We start from the raw sequence: 18,971 nt of genomic DNA, 5'->3' as shown, positions 1-18,971 counted from the left end.
AAACGCTGTTCCAACCCCAAGCTACCCCTGAAGGAATGCCTCCTTACAACGCGGTTACCAAACACATTACCCTGCCCGACGGTCGGCAGATTTCCCTCGAAACCGGCAAGCTGGCCAAGTTCGCCGACGGCGCCGTCGTCGTGCGCCTCGGCGACGCGATGCTGCTGGCCACGGTCGTGTCGCAGCCCTCGCAGCGCGAAGGCGTGGACTTCCTGCCGCTGTCGGTGGATTACCAGGAGAAATTCGGCGGTGCCGGCAAGATTCCCGGCTCGTTCCAGCGCCGCGAAGGCCGCCTGTCGGACTACGAAATCCTGGTATGCCGCCTCGTTGACCGTATCCTGCGCCCGATGTTCCCCAAGGACTATCACTACGAGGTGCAGGTGATGATTTCGCTGATTTCGGCCGATAAGGACGTACAGCCCGATGCCCTGGCCGCCCTGGCCGCGTCGGCTGCCCTGGCTATTTCCGATATTCCCTTCGCCGGCCCCATCTCGGAAGTGCGTGTGGCCCGTATCGACGGCAAGCTGCAGATCAACCCCAAAACCGCCGACATTGCCCGCGCCGACATCGACCTGATCGTGGGCGCCACGGCCGACTCGGTGGCCATGGTGGAAGGCGAGATGAACGAAGTGAGCGAGGAGGAAATGGTGGAAGCCATTGCCTACGCCCACGAGGCCATCAAGGAGCAGGTGCGCGTGCAGCAGGAGCTGGCCCAGGCCATCGAAAAGTCGCACGTGAAGCGCGAGTACCCCAAGTACGACGAGAACGAGGAGCTGAAGAAGCAGATTAACGAAGCCGTGTATCAGGCTGCGTATGAGGTAGCTAAGTCGGGCAACCCGAGCAAGGCCGGCCGCAAGGAAGGCTTCTCGGCCATCAAGAAACCGCTGCTGGAAAAGCTGCTGGCTGAGCAGCCGGAACTGGACCAGAAAATGTTCTCGCGCTACTACGGCTCGGCCGAGAAGAAGGCCATCCGCGACATGATGATCAAGGAGCGCACCCGCCTCGACGGTCGTCAGTTGACGGAAATCCGCCCGATCTGGTCGGAGGTGAACTACCTGCCCGGGGCCCACGGCTCGGCGCTGTTTACCCGCGGTGAAACCCAGTCGCTGACCACGGTGGCCCTGGGCACCAAGCTCGACGAGCAGATTGTGGACTCGGCCATGGTGTCGGGCTACAACAAGTTCCTGCTGCACTACAACTTCCCGGCTTTCTCGACCGGCGAGGTGAAGCCCAACCGCGGCCCCGGCCGCCGGGAAATCGGCCACGGCAACCTGGCCATGCGCTCCATCAAGAAAGTGCTGCCCGCCGAGGACGAAAACCCCTACACCATCCGCGTGGTGTCGGACATCCTGGAGTCGAACGGCTCGTCGTCGATGGCTACCGTGTGTGCCTCGTCGATGGCGCTGATGGACGCCGGCATCAAGCTCAAGGCCGCCGTTTCGGGCATTGCCATGGGCCTCGTGCAGGACAAGGAAACCGGTGAGTACGCCGTGCTGTCGGACATTCTGGGAGACGAGGACCACCTCGGCGACATGGACTTCAAGGTGACCGGCACGGAGAAGGGCATCGTGGCTTGCCAGATGGACATCAAAATCCAGGGTCTGTCGAGCGAAATCATGACCGCCGCGCTGAACCAGGCCCGCGAAGGCCGCCTGCACATCCTGGGCGAAATGGCCAAGACCATCAGCGAAACTGCTGCTGACCTGAAGCCCCACACCCCGCGTTCGACCAAGATTCTGGTGGACAAGGAGTACATCGGCGCCATCATCGGCCCCGGCGGCAAAGTGGTGCAGCAGATCCAGAAGGACACCAACGCCACCATCACCATCGAGGAGAAGGACGAGAAGGGCCACGTGTACATCTACACTTCCAACGCCGACGACATGGCCGCCGCTGTGGGCCGCATCCGCGGTATTGCTGCGACACCGGAAGTAGGCGAGACGTACAGCGGCACGGTGCGCTCCATCCAGGCCTACGGCGCGTTCGTGGAGTTCATGCCCGGCAAGGACGGCCTGCTGCACATTTCCGAAGTGAGCTACGACCGTCTGCCTTCGCTGGAAGGCGTGCTGACGGTAGGCCAGGAAGTGAAGGTGCAACTGGTCGAGGTGGACAAGAAGACCGGCAAATTCCGTTTGTCGATGAAGAGCCTCATGCCGAAGCCGGAAGGCTACGTGGAGCCGTCGGAGCGCCCCGAGCGGGGTGACCGTCCGGAGCGCGGCGACCGGCCCGACCGTGGCCCGCGCCCCGACCGGGGTCCGCGTCCGGAGCGCTTCACCCGCTAGTTTCGCAGGAAGGCCGCTGTATTGCACTGGCGCGAACTTTCGGTCAGGAGGCGCTGTTAGCACCTTCTGACCGAGGTTCCGCAGCCGGGAAACTCTCAATAAGACCAACCTGCACCTTTTTACCCTTCGCGCCCGTCTACAATGAGACAGTTAAAAATCAGCAAGCAGATTACCAACCGCGAAAGTCAGTCGCTGGATAAGTACCTCCAGGAGATTGGCAAGGTAGATCTGCTCACTCCCGACGAGGAGGTAACGCTGGCGCAACGCATCAAGGAAGGCGACCAGCAGGCGCTGGAAAAGCTCACCAAGGCCAACCTCCGTTTCGTGGTATCGGTGGCCAAACAATACCAGAACCAAGGTCTGTCGCTGGGCGATTTGATCAACGAGGGCAACCTCGGCCTGATCAAAGCTGCCAAGCGCTTCGACGAAACCCGCGGCTTTAAGTTCATCTCCTACGCCGTGTGGTGGATTCGCCAGTCGATTCTGCAGGCCCTGGCCGAACAGTCGCGCATCGTGCGTCTGCCCCTGAACCGCGTCGGCTCGCTGAACAAGATCAGCAAGTCCTTCTCGGAATTGGAGCAGAAATTCGAGCGGGAGCCTTCGCCGGAGGAAATTGCCGAAGTGCTGGAGCTGACCACCTCGGAAGTGGTGGATACGCTCAAGATTTCGGGCCGCCACGTATCGGTGGATGCGCCGTTCGTGCAGGGCGAAGAAAACCGCCTGCTCGACGTGCTCGAAAACGAGGACGAGGAGTCGCCCGACATGGGCCTAATGAACGACTCGCTGCGCAAGGAAGTGCAGCGCGCCCTCTCCACGCTGACCAAGCGCGAGGCGGACGTGATTACGCTGTATTTTGGCCTCAACGGCGAGCATTCGCTCACGCTGGAGGAAATCGGCGAGAAGTTCAACCTGACCCGCGAGCGGGTGCGCCAGATCAAGGAAAAGGCTATCCGTCGCCTGCGCCACACCTCGCGCAGCAAGGCGCTGAAGCCGTACCTGGGCTAACAACCTTCCTGGTTTTTGCCAGTGATGAAAACCCCGGCCCTACGGTCGGGGTTTTTGTTTGGCTATTCAGGTCCCCAGAACGTCATGTCGAGCTTGTCGAGACATCTCGCTTGATAGTAATTCCAATCATCAGGTTGCTATCTGGCATCAGCACGCGAGATGTCTCGACAAGCTCGACATGACGTTCTGGGGACTTCACGAACAGCTGCACGCTACAGTCGTGCTACGACGCTTACCTTTGCCGCTCCTTACGGAATTCGCATTTTCAACTCATGGAGAATACTGCTGCAGAACACGTCAAGTGTCTGATTATTGGCTCGGGGCCGGCCGGTTACACGGCCGCCATCTACGCCGCCCGCGCCAACATGGCGCCCGTTATGTACCAGGGCCTGCAGCCCGGCGGGCAGCTGACCATCACCAACGACGTGGAGAACTTCCCCGGCTACCCGGATGGTATCATGGGGCCGGAAATGATGGAAGACCTGAAAAAGCAGGCCGCCCGCTTCGGTACCGATATTCGCTACGGCATTGCCACCTCGGTCGACTTCTCCGGCCACCCGCACCGCGTGACCATCGACGAGAAGCACACGCTGACGGCTGACGCCGTTATCATTGCCACCGGGGCATCGGCCAAGTGGTTGGGGCTGGAGTCGGAGGCGCGGCTGAACGGCTCGGGCGTGTCGGCCTGCGCCGTGTGTGACGGGTTCTTCTACCGCGGCAAGGACGTGGCCATCGTGGGCGCGGGGGATACGGCGGCCGAGGAAGCTACCTACCTGGCCAACCTGTGCAACAAGGTGTACATGCTGGTGCGGAAAGGGGAGATGCGCGCCTCGAAGATCATGCAGAAGCGCGTGCTCGACAATCCCAAGATTGAGGTGCTGTTCGACTCGGCTACCGACGAAATCCTGGGGGAGCACGCCGTGGAAGCCGTGCGGGTGAAGAACCTGCTGACCCACGAGACGCGCGAAATTCCCATCCACGGCTTTTTCGTGGCCATCGGGCACGAGCCGAACTCGGGCATATTCCGCGAGTATTTGCACCACGACGAGCAGGGCTACCTGAAGACGATTCCGGGCACGAGCAAGACCAACGTCGACGGCGTGTTTGCCTGTGGCGACGTGCAGGACTTCGTGTACCGGCAGGCCGTGACGGCCGCCGGCACCGGCTGCATGGCCGCGCTGGACGCCGAGCGGTACCTGGCGGCGCTGGGCGTGCACTAGGCCGCTCCGAGACGCTTTGGCATGTCATATCGAGCTTATCGAGACATCTGGCCCGATAGTATTCTTCTTGTTGAACGAGAAAATTACTTGTGAACGTCAGCACGCAAGATGTCTCGACAAGCTCGACATGACGTTCAGGTGGTGCGGAGGTACCCCGGCAGAATACTAAAAATTGGATTTGGCCGTTGCAACGGGCCGGCTTGCCTTTGGGGCGAGGCGGCCCGTTTTGCTTGGCTTCCGTACCTTTGCGGGCTCCCGAGGGCTGCGCCGGTGAGCGTGGCCCGCGGGGACGTCCACCCAGTCCTATTGCACTTGTCAACCGCATTCAAATTCTGGCTGCTCGGCCTGCTGGCTCTACTGCTGAGCTTCGCCCCCGAGGCGGCCCAGGCGCAACGGCGCCGCACGCCCCGGCCCAAGGCCAAAGCGGGCACTCCCAAGGATTTCTTTAAGATCCGGGCTCCGAAAATCCGCTACGTGCGCCCCGATACGTCGGTGGTCGTCGAGACGGAGGAGCTGCCCGATGACAACTCGGAGGCGGCCAAATCGGTGTTCAAGCCGGCTAAGCCGCTGAGCATCGTCAGCGAGGATACCAGCACGCTCAACTTGGGCGAGCAGAGCATCGTGGAAATGTCGGAGGAAGTGCTCATCGACTCGTCCTGGATCAAGGTGGCGGGCTATTATTCCATCTGGGATACGCGCTACGTGAACCCCTACCGCCGCGACCCGAGCCGCTACCGCGACACGCTCACGCTGCACCTGACCGACCCCGCCCGCCAGCGCCTGGCCCGCATGCCGCTGACCACCACGCCCGTCACCTCGGGCTTCCGCTTCCGCGGCTACCGCTGGCACTACGGCGTGGACCTGGACCTGGAAACCGGCGACTCGGTAAAGGCCGCTTTCGACGGCGTGGTGCGCGTGGTGAACTGGGACGGCGGTGGCTACGGCAACTACATCGTGGTGCGCCACTACAACGGCCTGGAGACGGTGTACGGCCACCTGAGCAAGCAGCTGGTGCGCCCCGGCACCTTCGTGAAGGCTGGCGACCTGATCGGCAAGGGCGGCAGCACCGGGCGCAGCACCGGCTCGCACCTGCACTATGAGGTGCGCTACGAGGGCAACCCCATCAACCCCGAGGAGATTTACAACTTCCCGGAGTACCAGCTGAAGAAGGAAAACCTGGCCATTACGGCCGCCCTGTTTAACTATGCCGGGCAGGCCGCCCGCATGCGCGCCGCGGTGCAGGCCCGCAGCGGCAGCGCCCACCGGCCCACGGCCGCCCGCCGCACCGTGTCGTACCGCGTGCGCTCGGGGGATACGCTGTCGGAAATTGCCGATAAGCACGGCGTCTCCCAGGCTCAGATTCGCCGTTTGAACGACATCACCGGCAAAACCACCCTGCGCGTCGGCCGTACGCTGCGGATCAAGTAAAGAGTTGCCAGTTGCCGGTTGCGAGTTGTCAGTTCGTTCTGAAAGCCTCACGTCCTGACAACTGACAACTCGCAACGGACAACTACTGCATGAAACTCGACATTCTGGTTTTGGCTTCGCACCCCGACGACGCGGAGCTGTGCGCCGGCGGCACCATTGCCGCCGCTATTGCCCAAGGCAAAAAAGTAGGCGTGGTGGACCTCACCCGCGGGGAGCTGGGCAGCCGCGGCACGCCCGAAACCCGCGCCCGGGAGGCCCAGGCCGCCTCCGAGCTGCTGGGCCTGAGCGTGCGCGTCAACCTGGGCCTGTCCGACGGTTTCTTCCGCAACGACCGGGAGCATCAGCTGCCCATCATCCAGGCCGTGCGCCGCTACCAGCCCGACATCGTGCTCTGCAACGCCATCCACGACCGGCACCCCGACCACGGCCGCGGCTCCCAGCTGGCCTCCGAAGCCTGCTTCCTCTCGGGCCTGAAGATGATTGAGACGCTTGGCGAAGACGGACAGCCCCAGGCCGCCTGGCGCCCGGCCCGGGTGTACCACTTCATCCAGGACCGTTACCTCAAGCCCGACTTCGTGGTGGACATTTCGGCTCACTGGGAAACCAAGCGCGCCTCGGTGGCCGCCTACGGCTCGCAGTTCAACGTGGCCGCCGACGGGCAGCCGCACACCCACATTTCCTCGCCGGAGTTCTGGCACTTCGTGGAAGCCCGGGCCCGGGAGTTCGGCCACGCCATCGGGGTGGAGTTCGGGGAAGGCTTCACCGTGGAGCGCCCGATTGGGGTGCGGGATTTGGCGGGGTGGTTTTAATAATACCTTTGAATTAGATAACGAAAATACATTGACTATGAAATACTCCGCAATTCTATTCTTTTTGCTGTCAACGTCCTATTCATGCTCGCCGGACTTTTCAGCTAAAGAATCAGATAGAATGTATATGAAATATATCAAGACAGCTAATGGTAGTATCGATTGGTTTACCTACTCAGCTGCTTACTCTAATTCACCGGATTACATTCTTATAAAGTCGGATACAAGAGTAGATACTGTTTGTGTTGTTGATAATATTTTAGATGTCAAAATAGATAAGGACAAGATGCTGATTCATTGCAATGGGCAGCCTAGCTTATACACCAAAGAAGTTGCTCTCCCTAAAGAAATGGCTGGCTATTTTGTCGAATTGGACACTGATAGAGTAGCGTTTTCTGCAAAGGGAAGAAAATATTTTAAGCTCACAGACGTGCCAGCAGGTGCCAAGGAATACGACGCCCAAATGGGCAGATAGAAAGGTATTTCAGATTCAAGTTCTAGGTAGAAAACAGAACCGCCCAGCTGAATACCAGCCGGGCGGTTCTGTTTTACAGTCTATCAGCCGAACCCTACCGAGCCAACCGATTCTTCTTCCAGTTCGACACCGGCACGGCCGCGCCGCCCGCAGCCGCGCCATTCGAGGCCGTAGCGGCGCCGGCGCCTTTCTGCTCACCGAGCAGAAAGGCGGCCAGCTGGGCCAGCTCGGGGCTGGGCGTGGGCTGCAGCACGCTAGGCTGGAAATGGTTGCGCACGAAGTTCGTATCGAAGTCGTCGGAGGGGAAGGCAGGGTGGTAAAGCACATAGCGGCCGAAGCCCAACCGGACACTTCCAGCCGTGGAGCTTGCGCACATTCTGTGGTGGTGCTCGGCGCGCTACCTTGGCCCCATGATTGACCTGCGCTACAACTACCCGGTGCTGCCGGCCCACCATGAGCTATTCCGGCAAGCCCTGGCGGCGCTGCCGCCCGACGAAGCCTACCTGCTGATGGAGCCGCCCGGCCACTACGCCGCCGACCGGGCCGTGGCCGCCGCCTGGCTGGCGCGCCCCGGTTTCTCCATCGACCCGGATACGGTGCACCTGGGCTGCGGCGGGCACCACGCGCTGGTGGCCATTTTGCTGGCCGCGCAGCTGGCCGGCCGCACCGTGGTGGTCGACGCGGTGGCCTACAACGGCTTTCTGCTGCTGGCCCGGCGCTTCGGGGTGCAGCTGGTGGCCTGCCCGCTCGATGCCGACGGGATGGAGCCGGCGGCGCTGGAACGCCTGTGCCGGCAGCACCGCGCCGCGGCCGTGTACCTGACGCCCACCGTGCACAACCCGCTGGGCCTGGTGATGCCCCTGGCGCGGCGCCGGGAGCTGGTAGAAGTGGCCCGCCGCGCCGACGTGCTGCTCATCGACGACGACGCCTACGGCTTTCTGCAGCCCGAGGCGCCCCCGAGCTTTGCCCAGCTGGCGCCCGAGCGCAGCTTCTACATCTTCAGCCTGGCCAAGGCCGTGGCCCCGGGCGCCAAGCTGTCCTACATCGTCGCGCCGCCGCAGTGGCGGGAGGAGCTGATCAACGCCATCCGCACGCTTACCGGCGGCTCGGTGATGCTGCTCACGCGCCTGCTGGGCACCTGGGCGCAGAACGGCCAGCTGGCCCAGCTCATTGCCGACAAGCAGCGGGAAGCCCGCCGCCGCCAGGCTTTGGCCGCGGCCGCGCTGCGGGGGCTGCCGTACCAGGCTCAGCCTACCAGCTTCCACCTCTGGCTCCCTCTGCCCGCCACCGCCGACGTGCCCGCCCTGGAACGGCAGCTGCTGGCCCGCGGCGTCGAAGTGGTGACCAGCGCGGCTTACCAGCTCAGCTCTAACCCGGCCCACAACGGCCTGCGGCTGGCCTTGGGCAACATCGCCGACGACGCGCTGCTGACCCGCGGCCTGAGCCTCGTGGCCGACACGGTGCTGGGGTGAGAATGGATAGTCCAGCGCCCTTGCATTGCATATTCCACAAAATAGCCCCGCCCGACCGGTACCGGTCGGGCGGGGCTATTTTAGGTGAGACGATTCAGCTTAGCGTCCTGCCAGCCGATTCTTCTTCCAGTTCGATACCGGCACGGCCGCGCCGCCCGCAGGTGCGCCATTCGAGGCTGCGGCGCCGACGCCTTTCTGCTCGGTGAGCAGCTTGGCGGCCAGCACGGCGGCCAGCTGGGCCAGCTCGGGGCTGGGCTGCTGTTGCAGCACGCTGGGCTGGAAATGGTCGCGCACGAAGTTCGTGTCGAAGTCGCCGGAGGTGAAGGCGGGGTGCTGCAGCACGTAGCGGCCGAAGCCCAGGGTGGTTTCGATGCCGGTAATCTGGTACTCCTCGATGGCGCGCAGCATGCGGGCAATGGCTTCCTGGCGGGTGGCGCCGTAGGTGACCAGCTTGGCAATCATCGGGTCGTAGTAGATGGGAATGTCCATGCCCTGCTCGAAGCCGTCGTCGACGCGCACGCCCGGGCCCTGGGGGCGCACGTAGGTTTGCAGGCGGCCGATGTCGGGCAGGAAGTTGTTCTGCGGGTCTTCGGCGTACACCCGCAGCTCCAGGGCGTGGCCGGTGATGCTGAGGTCTTCCTGCCGGAAGGCCAGCGGCTCGCCCTGGGCCACCTTGATCTGCTCCTTCACCAGGTCGAGGCCCGTAATCATTTCCGTAACCGGGTGCTCCACCTGCAGGCGGGTGTTCATTTCCAGGAAGTAAAAGTTGCGCTGATCATCCAGCAGAAACTCCACCGTGCCGGCCCCGGTGTAGTTGCAGGCCCGGGCCACGTCGACGGCGCAGCGGCCCATTTCGGCCCGCAGCTCGGGCGTGAGCACCGCCGAGGGCGCTTCCTCAATCACCTTCTGGTGGCGGCGCTGAATGGAGCATTCCCGCTCAAACAAATGCACGATGTTACCGTGCTCGTCGCCCAAGACCTGGATTTCGATGTGGCGCGGCCCGGTCACGAACTTCTCGATGAACACCGACCCATCCCCGAAAGCCGAGGTGGCTTCGTTGACGGCCAGCTGCATCTGCTCCTCGAACTCCGCGGCGGCGTGCACCAGGCGCATGCCCTTGCCGCCGCCGCCGGCCGAGGCCTTGATGAGCACCGGGAAGCCCACCTGCTCGGCCACGCGCTTGGCCTCCTGCACGTCGCTGATGGCCTCGTCGAGGCCGGGCACCAGCGGGATGTTATAAGCCTTTACGGCCTGCTTGGCCGAGAGCTTGTCGCCCATGATGTTCATGGCCTCGGGCGAGGGGCCCACGAACGTAATGCCGGCGGCCTTCACCATGCGGGCGAATTCGGCGTTTTCGGAGAGGAAGCCGTAGCCGGGGTGAATGGCGTCGACGCCCAGCGCTTGGCAGACTTCGATGATTTTGTCGCCGCGCAGGTAGCTGTCCTTGGAGGCGGGCGGCCCCACGCACACGGCCTCGTCGGCGTAGCGCACGTGCAGGGCGTTGCGGTCGGCTTCGGAGTAGATGGCCACGGTCTGCAGGCCCATTTCGCGGGCCGAGCGCAGCACGCGCAGGGCAATTTCGCCACGGTTGGCGACGAGGAGCTTGGTGATTTTTGTCATGCCGTAGAGGGGCAGGGGGAGGGAAGGGAGTGGCGAAAGTAATAGATAGGGGCAGAAGGCGTAATTTGAACGATAACAGAAGAACGTCATTCCGAGCGCAGCCGAGGAATCTCGCGTGCTGACGCCGGATAGCAACCCGTTCGTTGAACGAGGCTTTTACTATCCGACGTCAGCACGCGAGCTGTCTCGACAAGCTTGACATGACGTTCTTTTGTTCTTCGGGTGAGGTGCTGGTTTACGGTGTCGCTCTATTCGCCATGCCGAATATCGCGGCGCCTAACGCTCGTTGCCTGAGCGCGGTTTCGTAACTTGCGCCACATTTGGCCTGCGCCCTGAATGGCGTGGGCCAAACGGTTTTTTCCGCTTACTCACCCAAAAAGCATCCCCGCGTGGACATTTTTGAGAGAATTGCCGCCAACCGCGGCCCGCTCGGCAGCCATTCGCACTACGCTCACGGCTACTTCACGTTCCCCAAGCTCGAAGGCGAAATCAAGCCGCGCATGATTTTCCGCGGCAAAGAGGTTCTGACCTGGAGCCTGAACAACTACCTGGGCTTGGCCAACCACCCCGAGGTGCGCAAGGCCGACGCTGACGCCGCCGCCGAGTTCGGCATGGCGTTGCCAATGGGCGCCCGCATCATGAGCGGCAACTCCAACTACCACGAGCAGCTGGAGAAAGAGCTGGCCGAGTTCATTCAGAAGGACGACGTGCTGCTGCTCAACTTCGGCTACCAGGGCGTGGTGAGCATCATCGACTCGCTCGTCTCGCGCCACGACGTGATTGTGTACGACGCCGAGTCGCACGCCTGCATCATCGACGGGGTGCGCCTGCACGCGGGCAAGCGCTTCGTGTTTCCGCATAACGATATGGCCAGCCTCGAGAAGCAGCTGGAGCGCGCCAAGCGCATCGTCGACGAGACGGGCGGCGGCATCCTGGTGATTACCGAGGGCGCGTTCGGCATGTCGGGCAACCAGGGCAACCTGAAGGACATCGTGGCCCTGAAGGAGCGGTGGAACTTCCGCCTGTTCGTGGATGATGCCCACGGCTTCGGCACGATGGGCGCTACGGGCGCCGGAACGGGCGAAGAACAGGGCGTGCAGGACGGCATCGACCTTTATTTTTCGACGTTTGCCAAGAGCATGGCCAGCATCGGCGCTTTCGTCGGTGGCCCCGAGCCGGTAATTGAATATTTGCGCTACAACATGCGTAGCCAGATCTTCGCCAAATCCCTGCCCATGCCGCTGGTAGTGGGTGCTTTGAAGCGTTTGGAGCTGCTGCGCAGCCAGCCGGAATTGAAAGAAAACCTGTGGACCATCGTGCGGGCCCTGCAGTCGGGCTTGCGCGAGAAGGGCTTCAACATCGGCACCACCACCACCCCGGTGACGCCGGTGCTGCTCAACGGCGAAATTCCCGACGCGACGGCGCTAACCTTCGATCTGCGTGAGAATTACGGCATTTTCTGCTCCATCGTGGTGTACCCGGTGGTGCCCAAAGGCGTGATTATGCTGCGCCTGATTCCGACGGCCGTGCACACGCTGGCCGACGTCGACCAGACCATTGCCGCCTTCGAAGCCATTGCCAGCAAGCTCGACAAGGGCCTGTACTCAAAACAGCCCGCAACGGCCTAAAACGCGCTTTTGGCCCGAAAAACAAAGCCACCCGTTGCTAAGGCAGCGGGTGGCTTTGTTTTTGTACTTATCGAATAGAATCGGTGGAGGGTGGAAAAGCTAAAATGCGGATTTTGGGTGGTGAAATTGCCCCATACGGGCTGCAATCGGCCTTGAAAAATTTTTTCGAAAATTAGCTTTGATTTGAAATGCCCGTATATTAGCCACGGTCAAACCCTTGTTTCACACCACTAACCCCCCCTCTCTTTCTCATGGCTAACAATTTTGGCAAACTCCGGGACCTCGTTCACTCGCTGGAAGCTGACTTCGAGAAGTTCTACGACAAGAGCAACTCGGCTGCCGGCACCCGTGTGCGCAAAGGCATGCAGGAGCTGAAGAACATGGCTCAGGAAATCCGCGCTGAGGTGCAGAACACCAAGAACAGCGCCACCGACAAGGCTGCCGCTCCGGCCGCTAAAGCCGCTCCGGCCAAGAAAGCCGCTGCTGCTCCGGCCGCTAAGAAAGCCGCTCCGGCCAAGAAGAAGTAAGGACCACGGGCGGCCCGGTCACGCCGCCCGTTGCTTCTCGTCTAACGTTGAAAGGGCTCCTGGTTTGCACCAGGAGCCCTTTCTGCATTTTGCCGAAATCGACTACTCCGTCAATGTGATGAGAAAGTAGTCCTGCTTGCCCTTTTGGGCTACAATGTATTTGCCATGTAGCGGTTCAACATCGGCAGCCTGTTGCTCAACGTCGACTTTCCGGCGGTTGATTTTTACGCCGTTCTGCTGAATCATTTTGCGGGCCGCCCCTTTGGAGGGAAAGATGACGCCGTTGGTGGCTTCGCTCAGGAGGCTAATGACATTCAACTCAGCTAATGACGCACGGGGTACTTCGGCCTGGGGGTTGCCGGCGAATACGGCGAGTAAGGTTTCCTCGTCGAGACTAGCCAGGTCGCCACCACCAAACTGGATTTCCGAGGCGGAAACGGCCGCTTCGTAGGCCGCTTGGCCGTGCACGCGAATGGTCACGTCTTTGGCCAGCGCCTTCTGCAGAATGCGCCGGTTAGGCACTGGCTCGTGTTCAGCTTCCAGGGCCTCAATTTCTTCCTGGCTCAGCAGCGTAAACACGCGAATCAAACGCGGGGCATCGGCATCCTCGGCGCGCAGGAAGAACTGGTAGAACTCGTAGGGGGAGGTCATCGAGGCGTCGAGCCACACGGTGCCCGTCTCCGACTTGCCGTACTTGGTGCCGTCGGCCTTGGTGATAAGCTGGCCGGTGAGGGCATAGGCTTTGCCCTCGCCGCCGGTGAGGCGGCGGATCAGCTCGGTGCCGGTGGTGATGTTACCCCACTGGTCGGAGGCGCCCATTTGCAGGGTGCAGCCCAGGGTTTTGTAGAGGTGGTAGAAGTCGTAGCCCTGCAGCAGCTGGTAGCTGAACTCAGTGTAGCTGATGCCCTCGGCGCCGGTGTCCTCGTTGCCGCCGATGCGGCGCTTCACCGAGTCCTTGGCCATCATATAGTTCACAGTCAGGTGCTTGCCTACTTCGCGCAGGAACTGCAGGAAGCCAAACTCCTTGAACCAGTCGTAGTTGTTGACAACCACCGCGCCGGTAGGCGAGTCGTCGAAGGTCAGGAACTTCTCCAGTTGGGCCTTGATGCCGGCCTGATTGGCGCGCAGGGTGGTTTCGTCGAGCAGGTTGCGCTCGGCCGATTTGCCCGACGGGTCCCCGATCATGCCGGTGGCGCCGCCCACCAGGGCCACGGGGCGGTGGCCGGCGCGCTGCAGGTGCACCAGCAGCATGATGGTGGCCAGGTTGCCGATGTGCAGGGAGGCGGCGGTGGGGTCGAAGCCAATGTAGCCGGAGACGGGCGCGTGGTTGTTCAGTTGCTCGTCGGTGCCGGGCATCATGTCGTGAAACATGCCGCGCCAGCGCAGTTCGTCGATAAGGGACATAAGGAGTTGTCAGTTGCGAGTTGTCAGTTGTCAGGGCAGGAGTGCCAGAACAGCCTGACAACTCGCAACTGACAACAGACAACTTTTTGCCAAAGGTAAGCGCCCGGGGCACTGCCGCGCGCATGGGTTTTACTCGAAGCCTTCCTGCGCCTCCTTGATGCGTTTGGCCACGAAGGGCCGCAGGTCGCCGCGGGGGTGGCGAAACAGCAGCACCTCGCTGCCCCGCACGCGGGCGTAGGGGCTCTGCACCCGCCCGACGACTTCCACGGTTTCGAAGGCCCGCTTGAGGTCTTCGGGCCCGTCGCCCTCGTTGGCGTAGATGAAGGCGCTGACCGAGTCGGGCTGGGGCATCCAGTAGGCGTTGGAGCCGTTCAGGGTGTAGGCGCGGGGCAGGCCCAGGGCGGGCCCGAACCAGTTCAGCGCCCCGGCCTGCCCGTAATTGTCGCCGTAGACGATGCAGTGGGCGCGCTCCTGGGGCGGCAGCTGGTCCAGGGCCCGCTGCACCAGCGGGGCGTACTCGTCCCAGCCGTGCATGTCGGCCACGTCCTGGGGTAGGGCGTGCTGCCGGCCGTCTTCCCAGCGCGTGAGGGCGTCGACGGGCAGCTTTTTGACGTAGCGGGCCAGCTGCTCGACGGACAACACCGGCAGCAGGGCGGGCACCACGGGCAGGGTCAGCAAGACGCCCAGGGCCAGGGCGCCGAACAGGGCCGGGCGGCTGCGGCGGTCGAGGTAGGCGGCGCCCAGAGCTATCAGGGGCGGGTACACGGCGGCGGCGTAGTAGTTTTTGCCCCGGCTCAGCAGCAGCAGGCCGATGACGAAGAAGTAGGCCAGCACCAGCGGGCGGTAGGGCCGGCCGGCGCGGGTGAGGCCGAACCAGAGCCCGGCCAGCCACAGCGGCGCCCCGGCCAGGGTCATGGGCAGCTGCTCGACGAGGAAATTGACGGGCGACACGTTGGTGAGTTGGGTTTCCTGCAGCTTGTGCATGTGGCCGAGCACCGGCCAGTGGTGGGTGGCCTGCCAGACGAGGTTGGGCAGAAAGATGAGAAAAGCCAGGCCCACGCCGCCCCAAAACCAGCGCGTCAGCAGCCAGGGCCGCTCGGCGGGCGTGAGCAGCAAGGCCAGCACCAGGGCCAGCACGTAGAACGCAGTGGTGTACTTGGCCAGCAGCCCCAGCCCGATGCTCAGGCCCAGCCACAGCAGCAGGCGCGGCTCGTGGGTGTGCACGAAGCGCAGCACCAGCCAGCCGTAGAGCGTCCAGAAAAACACGTCGAGGAAATTGGGCTGCAGCAGGCCCTGCATGGCCAGATACACCGGCGCCACCGCCACCGCGAAGCCCGCCGCCAGCTGGGCCCCGCGGCCCCCGCCGGCCTCCCGCGCAATGAGCCCGGTGAGCAGCACGGTGAGGCCCCCGAACAAGGCCGGGAAGAACTTCACCCCGATGACGCTGTGCCCGAACGCGGCCTGCGCCAGCCAGGCCAGCGGCGCCAGCAGCGGCGGAATTTCCTTGTAGCCCCAGGCCAGGTGGTGGGCCATGTCGAGGTAGAGGTACTCGTCGCGGTGCAGGCCGTAGCGGCCCGAAAGCAGCAGCTGCATAAGAAACTTCGCGGCGGCCAGCACCAGCAGCCAGGTATCGAGGCGCACCGGGCGGGCCATCGGGGCAGGAGCGGAAACGGGCATATCTTTGCAGGTGGTGAACTTATGAGATGGTGAAATAGTGAGTTGACGTGCAACTTACCTAGCGCCAGCCCAGCAAACTCACCAGTTCACCACTTCACCACCTCACCGATGCCCGCCCTTTCCGCCGACCAGATCATGCCGCAGCTCCAGAAGGGGCAGTACCAGCCGGTGTACTTTCTGCAAGGGGAGGAGCCGTACTACATCGACCTGGTGTCCGACTTCATCGAGAAAAACGTGCTGAGCGAGATGGACAAGGGCTTCAACCAGGTGGTGCTCTACGGCAAGGACACCGACATTCCGACGGTGCTGGGGCAGGCGCGGCGCTTCCCGATGATGGCCGAACGCACCGTCGTCATCGTGAAGGAGGCCCAGAACCTGCCGGGCCTGGAAGGCGACGCCGGCCAGACCATGCTCGAAGCCTACCTCAAGAACCCGCTGCCGAGCACGGTGCTGGTCTTTGCCCACAAGCACAAAACCCTGGACGGCCGCAAAAAGCTGGGCAAGGCCGTAACCGAGCACGCCGTGCTGATGACCTCCGACAAGCTGCGCGACTACCAGGTGCCCCAGTGGCTGCAGGCCACCATGCGCCAGCGCCAGCGCCCCATTCACGACGAGGCGGTGCAGCTGCTGAGCGAGTACATCGGCCCCGACCTGGCCCGCCTGCTGGGCGAAATCCAGAAGATGGAGCTGAACCTGCAGCCCGGCCAGCCCATCGACGCGGCCACGGTGCAGCGCATGGTGGGCATCAGCAAGGACTACAACATCTTCGAGCTGCAAAAGGCGCTGATCATGCGCGACATCCTAAAGGCCAACCGCATCATCCAGCACTTCGCGCTCAACCCCAAGGACAACCCGCTCATTCCGAACCTGACCATCCTCTTCAACTTCTTCCTGCGCCTGCTGCAGCTGCACACGCTGCCCAACCCCTCGCCGGCCGACTGGAAGAAAATCGGCGTCAACAACAGCTACGCCCAGAAGGAGTACCAGCAGGCCCTGAAAGTCTTCCCGTACCCGCGCACCCGCGACATCATCCGCCTGATCCGCCGGGCCGATCTGCAGAGCAAGGGCGTGGAAGCCGGCTCCATGTCGGAGGCCGATATCCTGCAGGAGCTGGTGTTTATGGTGCTGCACCCGCAGGTGCCGGTGGCGGCCGTGCTGGGCTAGCCCCGACCCGGCGCGGCCTGCCTGCGCGTAGCGGGGGAGGTCGGAATAGATTATATATAGGATTTTTGCGCTATATACTCTGTGTGAAAAACAGGCCGTAATTTTGCCTTGCCGCCAACTGCTCCATTAAAGAAGCTGTTTAACACGTAAGCAGCGCCGCGTACGCCCGGCAGAACGCTGCCGGTACCGGCTTCAGCACCGAGGATGCACTACCCACACCGCACTATGGCCTTACCCGCTACCCATCCGCTGCCGCTCGACGAAGCGGCCCGCCTGCAGGCGTTGCGCCCGTACCAGCTGCTCAATACCATGCAGGACGAAACCTTTGCCGAGCTGGCCCGCCTCACGGCCCAGCTGTTTCGGGTGCCCATCTGCATCATTGCCCTGGTGGAGGAGGAAGTGGTGCGCTTTGGGCTGAACCACGGCCTGCCGCCCGACATGGACCGCGTGAACCGCTGGGAAACGCTGTGCTCGGTGGCCTTGCTGGGCGAGGGCGTGACGGTGTTCGAAAACCTGCACGCCGAGCCCTGCGCCCTGATCAACCCCGGGCTGGTGCAGAACCTGCACCTGGGCTTCTACGCCGGCCACACCCTGCGCACCGCCGACGGGCAGCCCATCGGGGTGCTCTGCGTGATTGACAACCAACCCCGCGCGTTCAGTTCCGCCGAGGCCGCCCTGCTGGAGCGGCTGACGGGCGTGGTGATGAACCTGCTGGATTTGCGCGTGGCCCTGGTGCAGCAGCCGCGCTGGAACCAGGAGCTGTGGGCCGCCATCTACGCCCGCATCGAGGACTCGGTGCAGCGGCTGGAAACCCTGGCCGCGCTGGCCGGCTGGGAAGAAGCCCCCGACAGCTCCAATGCCCTGGCCTACCAGGATTCCGCCCGGCAGGAGATGCTGCGCGTCATCGAGGTGCTGGGCCAGCAGATTCAGGCCGCCCGGCTCTAACCTGGGCGGCTGGGGCTGAGCCAGCGGCCACCCGGGCCCCGGCGTTTTGTGTACGAAAAGCCTCGATTTGTATAGCCGGGGCGGGGGCGGGCCGGCGGACTTTTGCAGGGACGATTATTCACCCGTTTTTCCTGCTACACCGCATGAGCACCCTCCAACGCGTAGCCCTGGGCAGCCAGGGCCTGCAAGTTCCCGCCGAAGGGCTGGGCTGCATGGGCATGAGCCCCATCAACGGCGCCGCCATCTACGGCGCGGCCGACAAGGCCGAAAGCATTGCCACCATTCACCGCGCCCTGGAGCTGGGCGTGAACCTGCTCGACACGGCCGATCTGTACGGCCCGCTGCTCAATGAGCAGCTGGTCGGCCGGGCCATTGCGGGCCGCCGCCCGGACGTTATCCTGGCCACCAAGTTCGGCTTCGAGGTCGACGACCAGCGGCAGGAGTGGACCGGTCGGCTCAACGGCCGCCCCGAGTACCTGCGCCACTGCATCGACCGCAGCCTGCGCAACCTCGGCACCGACTACATCGACCTGTACTACCTGCACCGCATCGACCCGCAGGTGCCGGTGGAGGAAACCGTGGGCGCCATGAGCCGGCTGGTAGACGAAGGCAAGGTGCGCTACCTGGGCCTCTCCGAAGCCCCCGCCGACGCGCTGCGCCGGGCCCACGCCGTGCACCCCATCACGGCCCTGCAGACGGAATACTCGCTGTTCGACCGCACGGTGGAAGAGGCCGGCATCCTGGCCGCGGCCCGCGAGCTGGGCATCGGTTTCGTGGCCTACTCGCCCCTGGGCCGCGGCTTCCTCTCGGGCGACATCAAAACGCCCGACGACTTCGCCGCCGACGACTTCCGCCGCCACTTCCCGCGCTACCAGGGCGAAAACTTCTACAAAAACCTGGAGCTGGTGCGGAAGCTGGAAGCCCTGGCCGCCGACAAGGGCGTCACTGCCGCCCAGCTGGCCTTGGCCTGGGTGCTGACGCAGGGCGTGGTAGCCATTCCGGGCACCAAGCGGCGCAAGTACCTGGAGCAGAACGTGGCCGCCGCCGGCATTGCCCTGTCGGCGCCAGAGCTGGCCGAGCTCGACGCTATCATGCCGGTGGGCAGCGCCGCCGGCGCCGCTTATCCCACCGGGATGTAAGTTGCGTTGTCAGGTAGTATAGAACGTCATGCAGAGGCGTAACCAGCACGTCATGTCGAGCTTGTCGAGACATCTCGCGTGCTTCGTCGAACGACAACCCTAGCTGTATAGTCCCAGGGTGTCGTGGTGTACCTTTTGACGCTACTTACCGCACGGCCCTATGGGACAAATACTCC

Annotated in this window: 15 protein-coding genes and 1 pseudogene; 12 read left to right on the top strand and 4 right to left on the bottom strand. The window is 63.1% G+C overall.

The features are described 5' to 3' along the window. Positions 1 to 35 precede the first annotated feature (35 nt). From pnp to FDY95_RS00055, 6 genes are all read left to right on the top strand, one after another. A complete protein-coding gene (gene pnp / locus FDY95_RS00080) occupies positions 36 to 2,282 on the top strand; it encodes a polyribonucleotide nucleotidyltransferase (protein ID WP_138074698.1) in 2,247 nt (748 codons plus the stop codon). Positions 2,283 to 2,423: 141 nt separating this feature from the next. Continuing rightward, positions 2,424 to 3,287 carry a sigma-70 family RNA polymerase sigma factor gene (locus FDY95_RS00075; RefSeq protein WP_044513580.1) on the top strand — a complete coding sequence of 288 codons (864 nt, stop codon included), beginning with the start codon at positions 2,424 to 2,426 and terminating at the stop codon, positions 3,285 to 3,287. Positions 3,288 to 3,559: 272 nt separating this feature from the next. Further along, positions 3,560 to 4,507 (top strand): thioredoxin-disulfide reductase, encoded by a 948-nt coding sequence (gene trxB, locus FDY95_RS00070; RefSeq protein WP_138074697.1) that lies wholly within the window; start codon positions 3,560 to 3,562, stop codon positions 4,505 to 4,507. A 312-nt stretch (positions 4,508 to 4,819) separates the two neighbouring features. Further along, positions 4,820 to 5,935 (top strand): M23 family metallopeptidase, encoded by a 1,116-nt coding sequence (locus FDY95_RS00065; RefSeq protein ID WP_246073886.1) that lies wholly within the window; start codon positions 4,820 to 4,822, stop codon positions 5,933 to 5,935. An 89-nt stretch (positions 5,936 to 6,024) separates the two neighbouring features. Beyond that, positions 6,025 to 6,744 (top strand): bacillithiol biosynthesis deacetylase BshB1, encoded by a 720-nt coding sequence (gene bshB1, locus FDY95_RS00060; RefSeq protein WP_138074696.1) that lies wholly within the window; start codon positions 6,025 to 6,027, stop codon positions 6,742 to 6,744. A gap of 37 nt (positions 6,745 to 6,781) precedes the next feature. Continuing rightward, positions 6,782 to 7,219, top strand: coding sequence for a hypothetical protein (locus tag FDY95_RS00055; protein ID WP_138074695.1), 438 nt, complete (start codon positions 6,782 to 6,784; stop codon positions 7,217 to 7,219). Positions 7,220 to 7,313: 94 nt separating this feature from the next. Here FDY95_RS00055 and FDY95_RS00050 read toward each other — a convergent pair whose 3' ends face one another. After that, the gene (locus FDY95_RS00050; RefSeq protein ID WP_138074694.1) at positions 7,314 to 7,544 is read right to left on the bottom strand and encodes a hypothetical protein; all 231 of its coding nucleotides are present in this window, start codon (positions 7,542 to 7,544) and stop codon (positions 7,314 to 7,316) included. Positions 7,545 to 7,578: 34 nt separating this feature from the next. Between FDY95_RS00050 and FDY95_RS00045 the strand changes: the two genes are divergently transcribed. Then, positions 7,579 to 8,691 carry an aminotransferase-like domain-containing protein gene (locus FDY95_RS00045; RefSeq protein ID WP_138074693.1) on the top strand — a complete coding sequence of 371 codons (1,113 nt, stop codon included), beginning with the start codon at positions 7,579 to 7,581 and terminating at the stop codon, positions 8,689 to 8,691. 99 nt (positions 8,692 to 8,790) lie between these two features. Here the strand turns inward: FDY95_RS00045 and accC are convergent, their stop codons facing one another. Then, positions 8,791 to 10,311 (bottom strand): acetyl-CoA carboxylase biotin carboxylase subunit, encoded by a 1,521-nt coding sequence (gene accC, locus FDY95_RS00040; protein ID WP_138074692.1) that lies wholly within the window; start codon positions 10,309 to 10,311, stop codon positions 8,791 to 8,793. Between the two features lie 389 nt (positions 10,312 to 10,700). Between accC and FDY95_RS00035 the strand changes: the two genes are divergently transcribed. Then, positions 10,701 to 11,939: an aminotransferase class I/II-fold pyridoxal phosphate-dependent enzyme gene (locus tag FDY95_RS00035; protein ID WP_138074691.1), complete on the top strand. Its 1,239-nt coding sequence runs from the start codon at positions 10,701 to 10,703 to the stop codon at positions 11,937 to 11,939. Positions 11,940 to 12,190: 251 nt separating this feature from the next. Beyond that, positions 12,191 to 12,364 (top strand): annotated as a pseudogene (locus FDY95_RS27030) (histone H1); the annotation flags it as partial. 204 nt (positions 12,365 to 12,568) lie between these two features. On the opposite strand, the gene tyrS reads toward FDY95_RS27030, so the two are convergent. Together tyrS and FDY95_RS00020 are read right to left on the bottom strand one after the other, a co-directional pair. Further along, on the bottom strand, positions 12,569 to 13,870 hold the full coding sequence (gene tyrS, locus FDY95_RS00025; RefSeq protein ID WP_138074689.1) for a tyrosine--tRNA ligase: 1,302 nt from the start codon (positions 13,868 to 13,870) through the stop codon (positions 12,569 to 12,571). Positions 13,871 to 13,999: 129 nt separating this feature from the next. Continuing rightward, the gene (locus FDY95_RS00020; protein WP_138074688.1) at positions 14,000 to 15,547 is read right to left on the bottom strand and encodes an ArnT family glycosyltransferase; all 1,548 of its coding nucleotides are present in this window, start codon (positions 15,545 to 15,547) and stop codon (positions 14,000 to 14,002) included. A 108-nt stretch (positions 15,548 to 15,655) separates the two neighbouring features. Here FDY95_RS00020 and holA point away from each other — a divergent pair, with 108 nt between their 5' ends. From holA to FDY95_RS00005, 3 genes are all read left to right on the top strand, one after another. Next, positions 15,656 to 16,711, top strand: a complete 1,056-nt coding sequence (holA, locus tag FDY95_RS00015) for a DNA polymerase III subunit delta (protein WP_138074687.1) — start codon at positions 15,656 to 15,658, stop codon at positions 16,709 to 16,711. A gap of 225 nt (positions 16,712 to 16,936) precedes the next feature. Next, a complete protein-coding gene (locus FDY95_RS00010; protein WP_171025459.1) occupies positions 16,937 to 17,656 on the top strand; it encodes a GAF domain-containing protein in 720 nt (239 codons plus the stop codon). 143 nt (positions 17,657 to 17,799) lie between these two features. After that, complete coding sequence (locus FDY95_RS00005) at positions 17,800 to 18,795, top strand: aldo/keto reductase (protein ID WP_138074685.1); 996 nt, start codon at positions 17,800 to 17,802, stop codon at positions 18,793 to 18,795. The last annotated feature ends 176 nt before the right edge of the window (positions 18,796 to 18,971 follow it).

Source organism: Hymenobacter jeollabukensis, assembly GCF_005771675.1.
In the GTDB taxonomy this organism is placed as follows: Bacteria; Bacteroidota; Bacteroidia; order Cytophagales; family Hymenobacteraceae; genus Solirubrum; species Solirubrum jeollabukense.
Note: the sequence above shows the minus strand (reverse complement) of the source record. Positions and strands in the feature narration are given on the sequence as shown.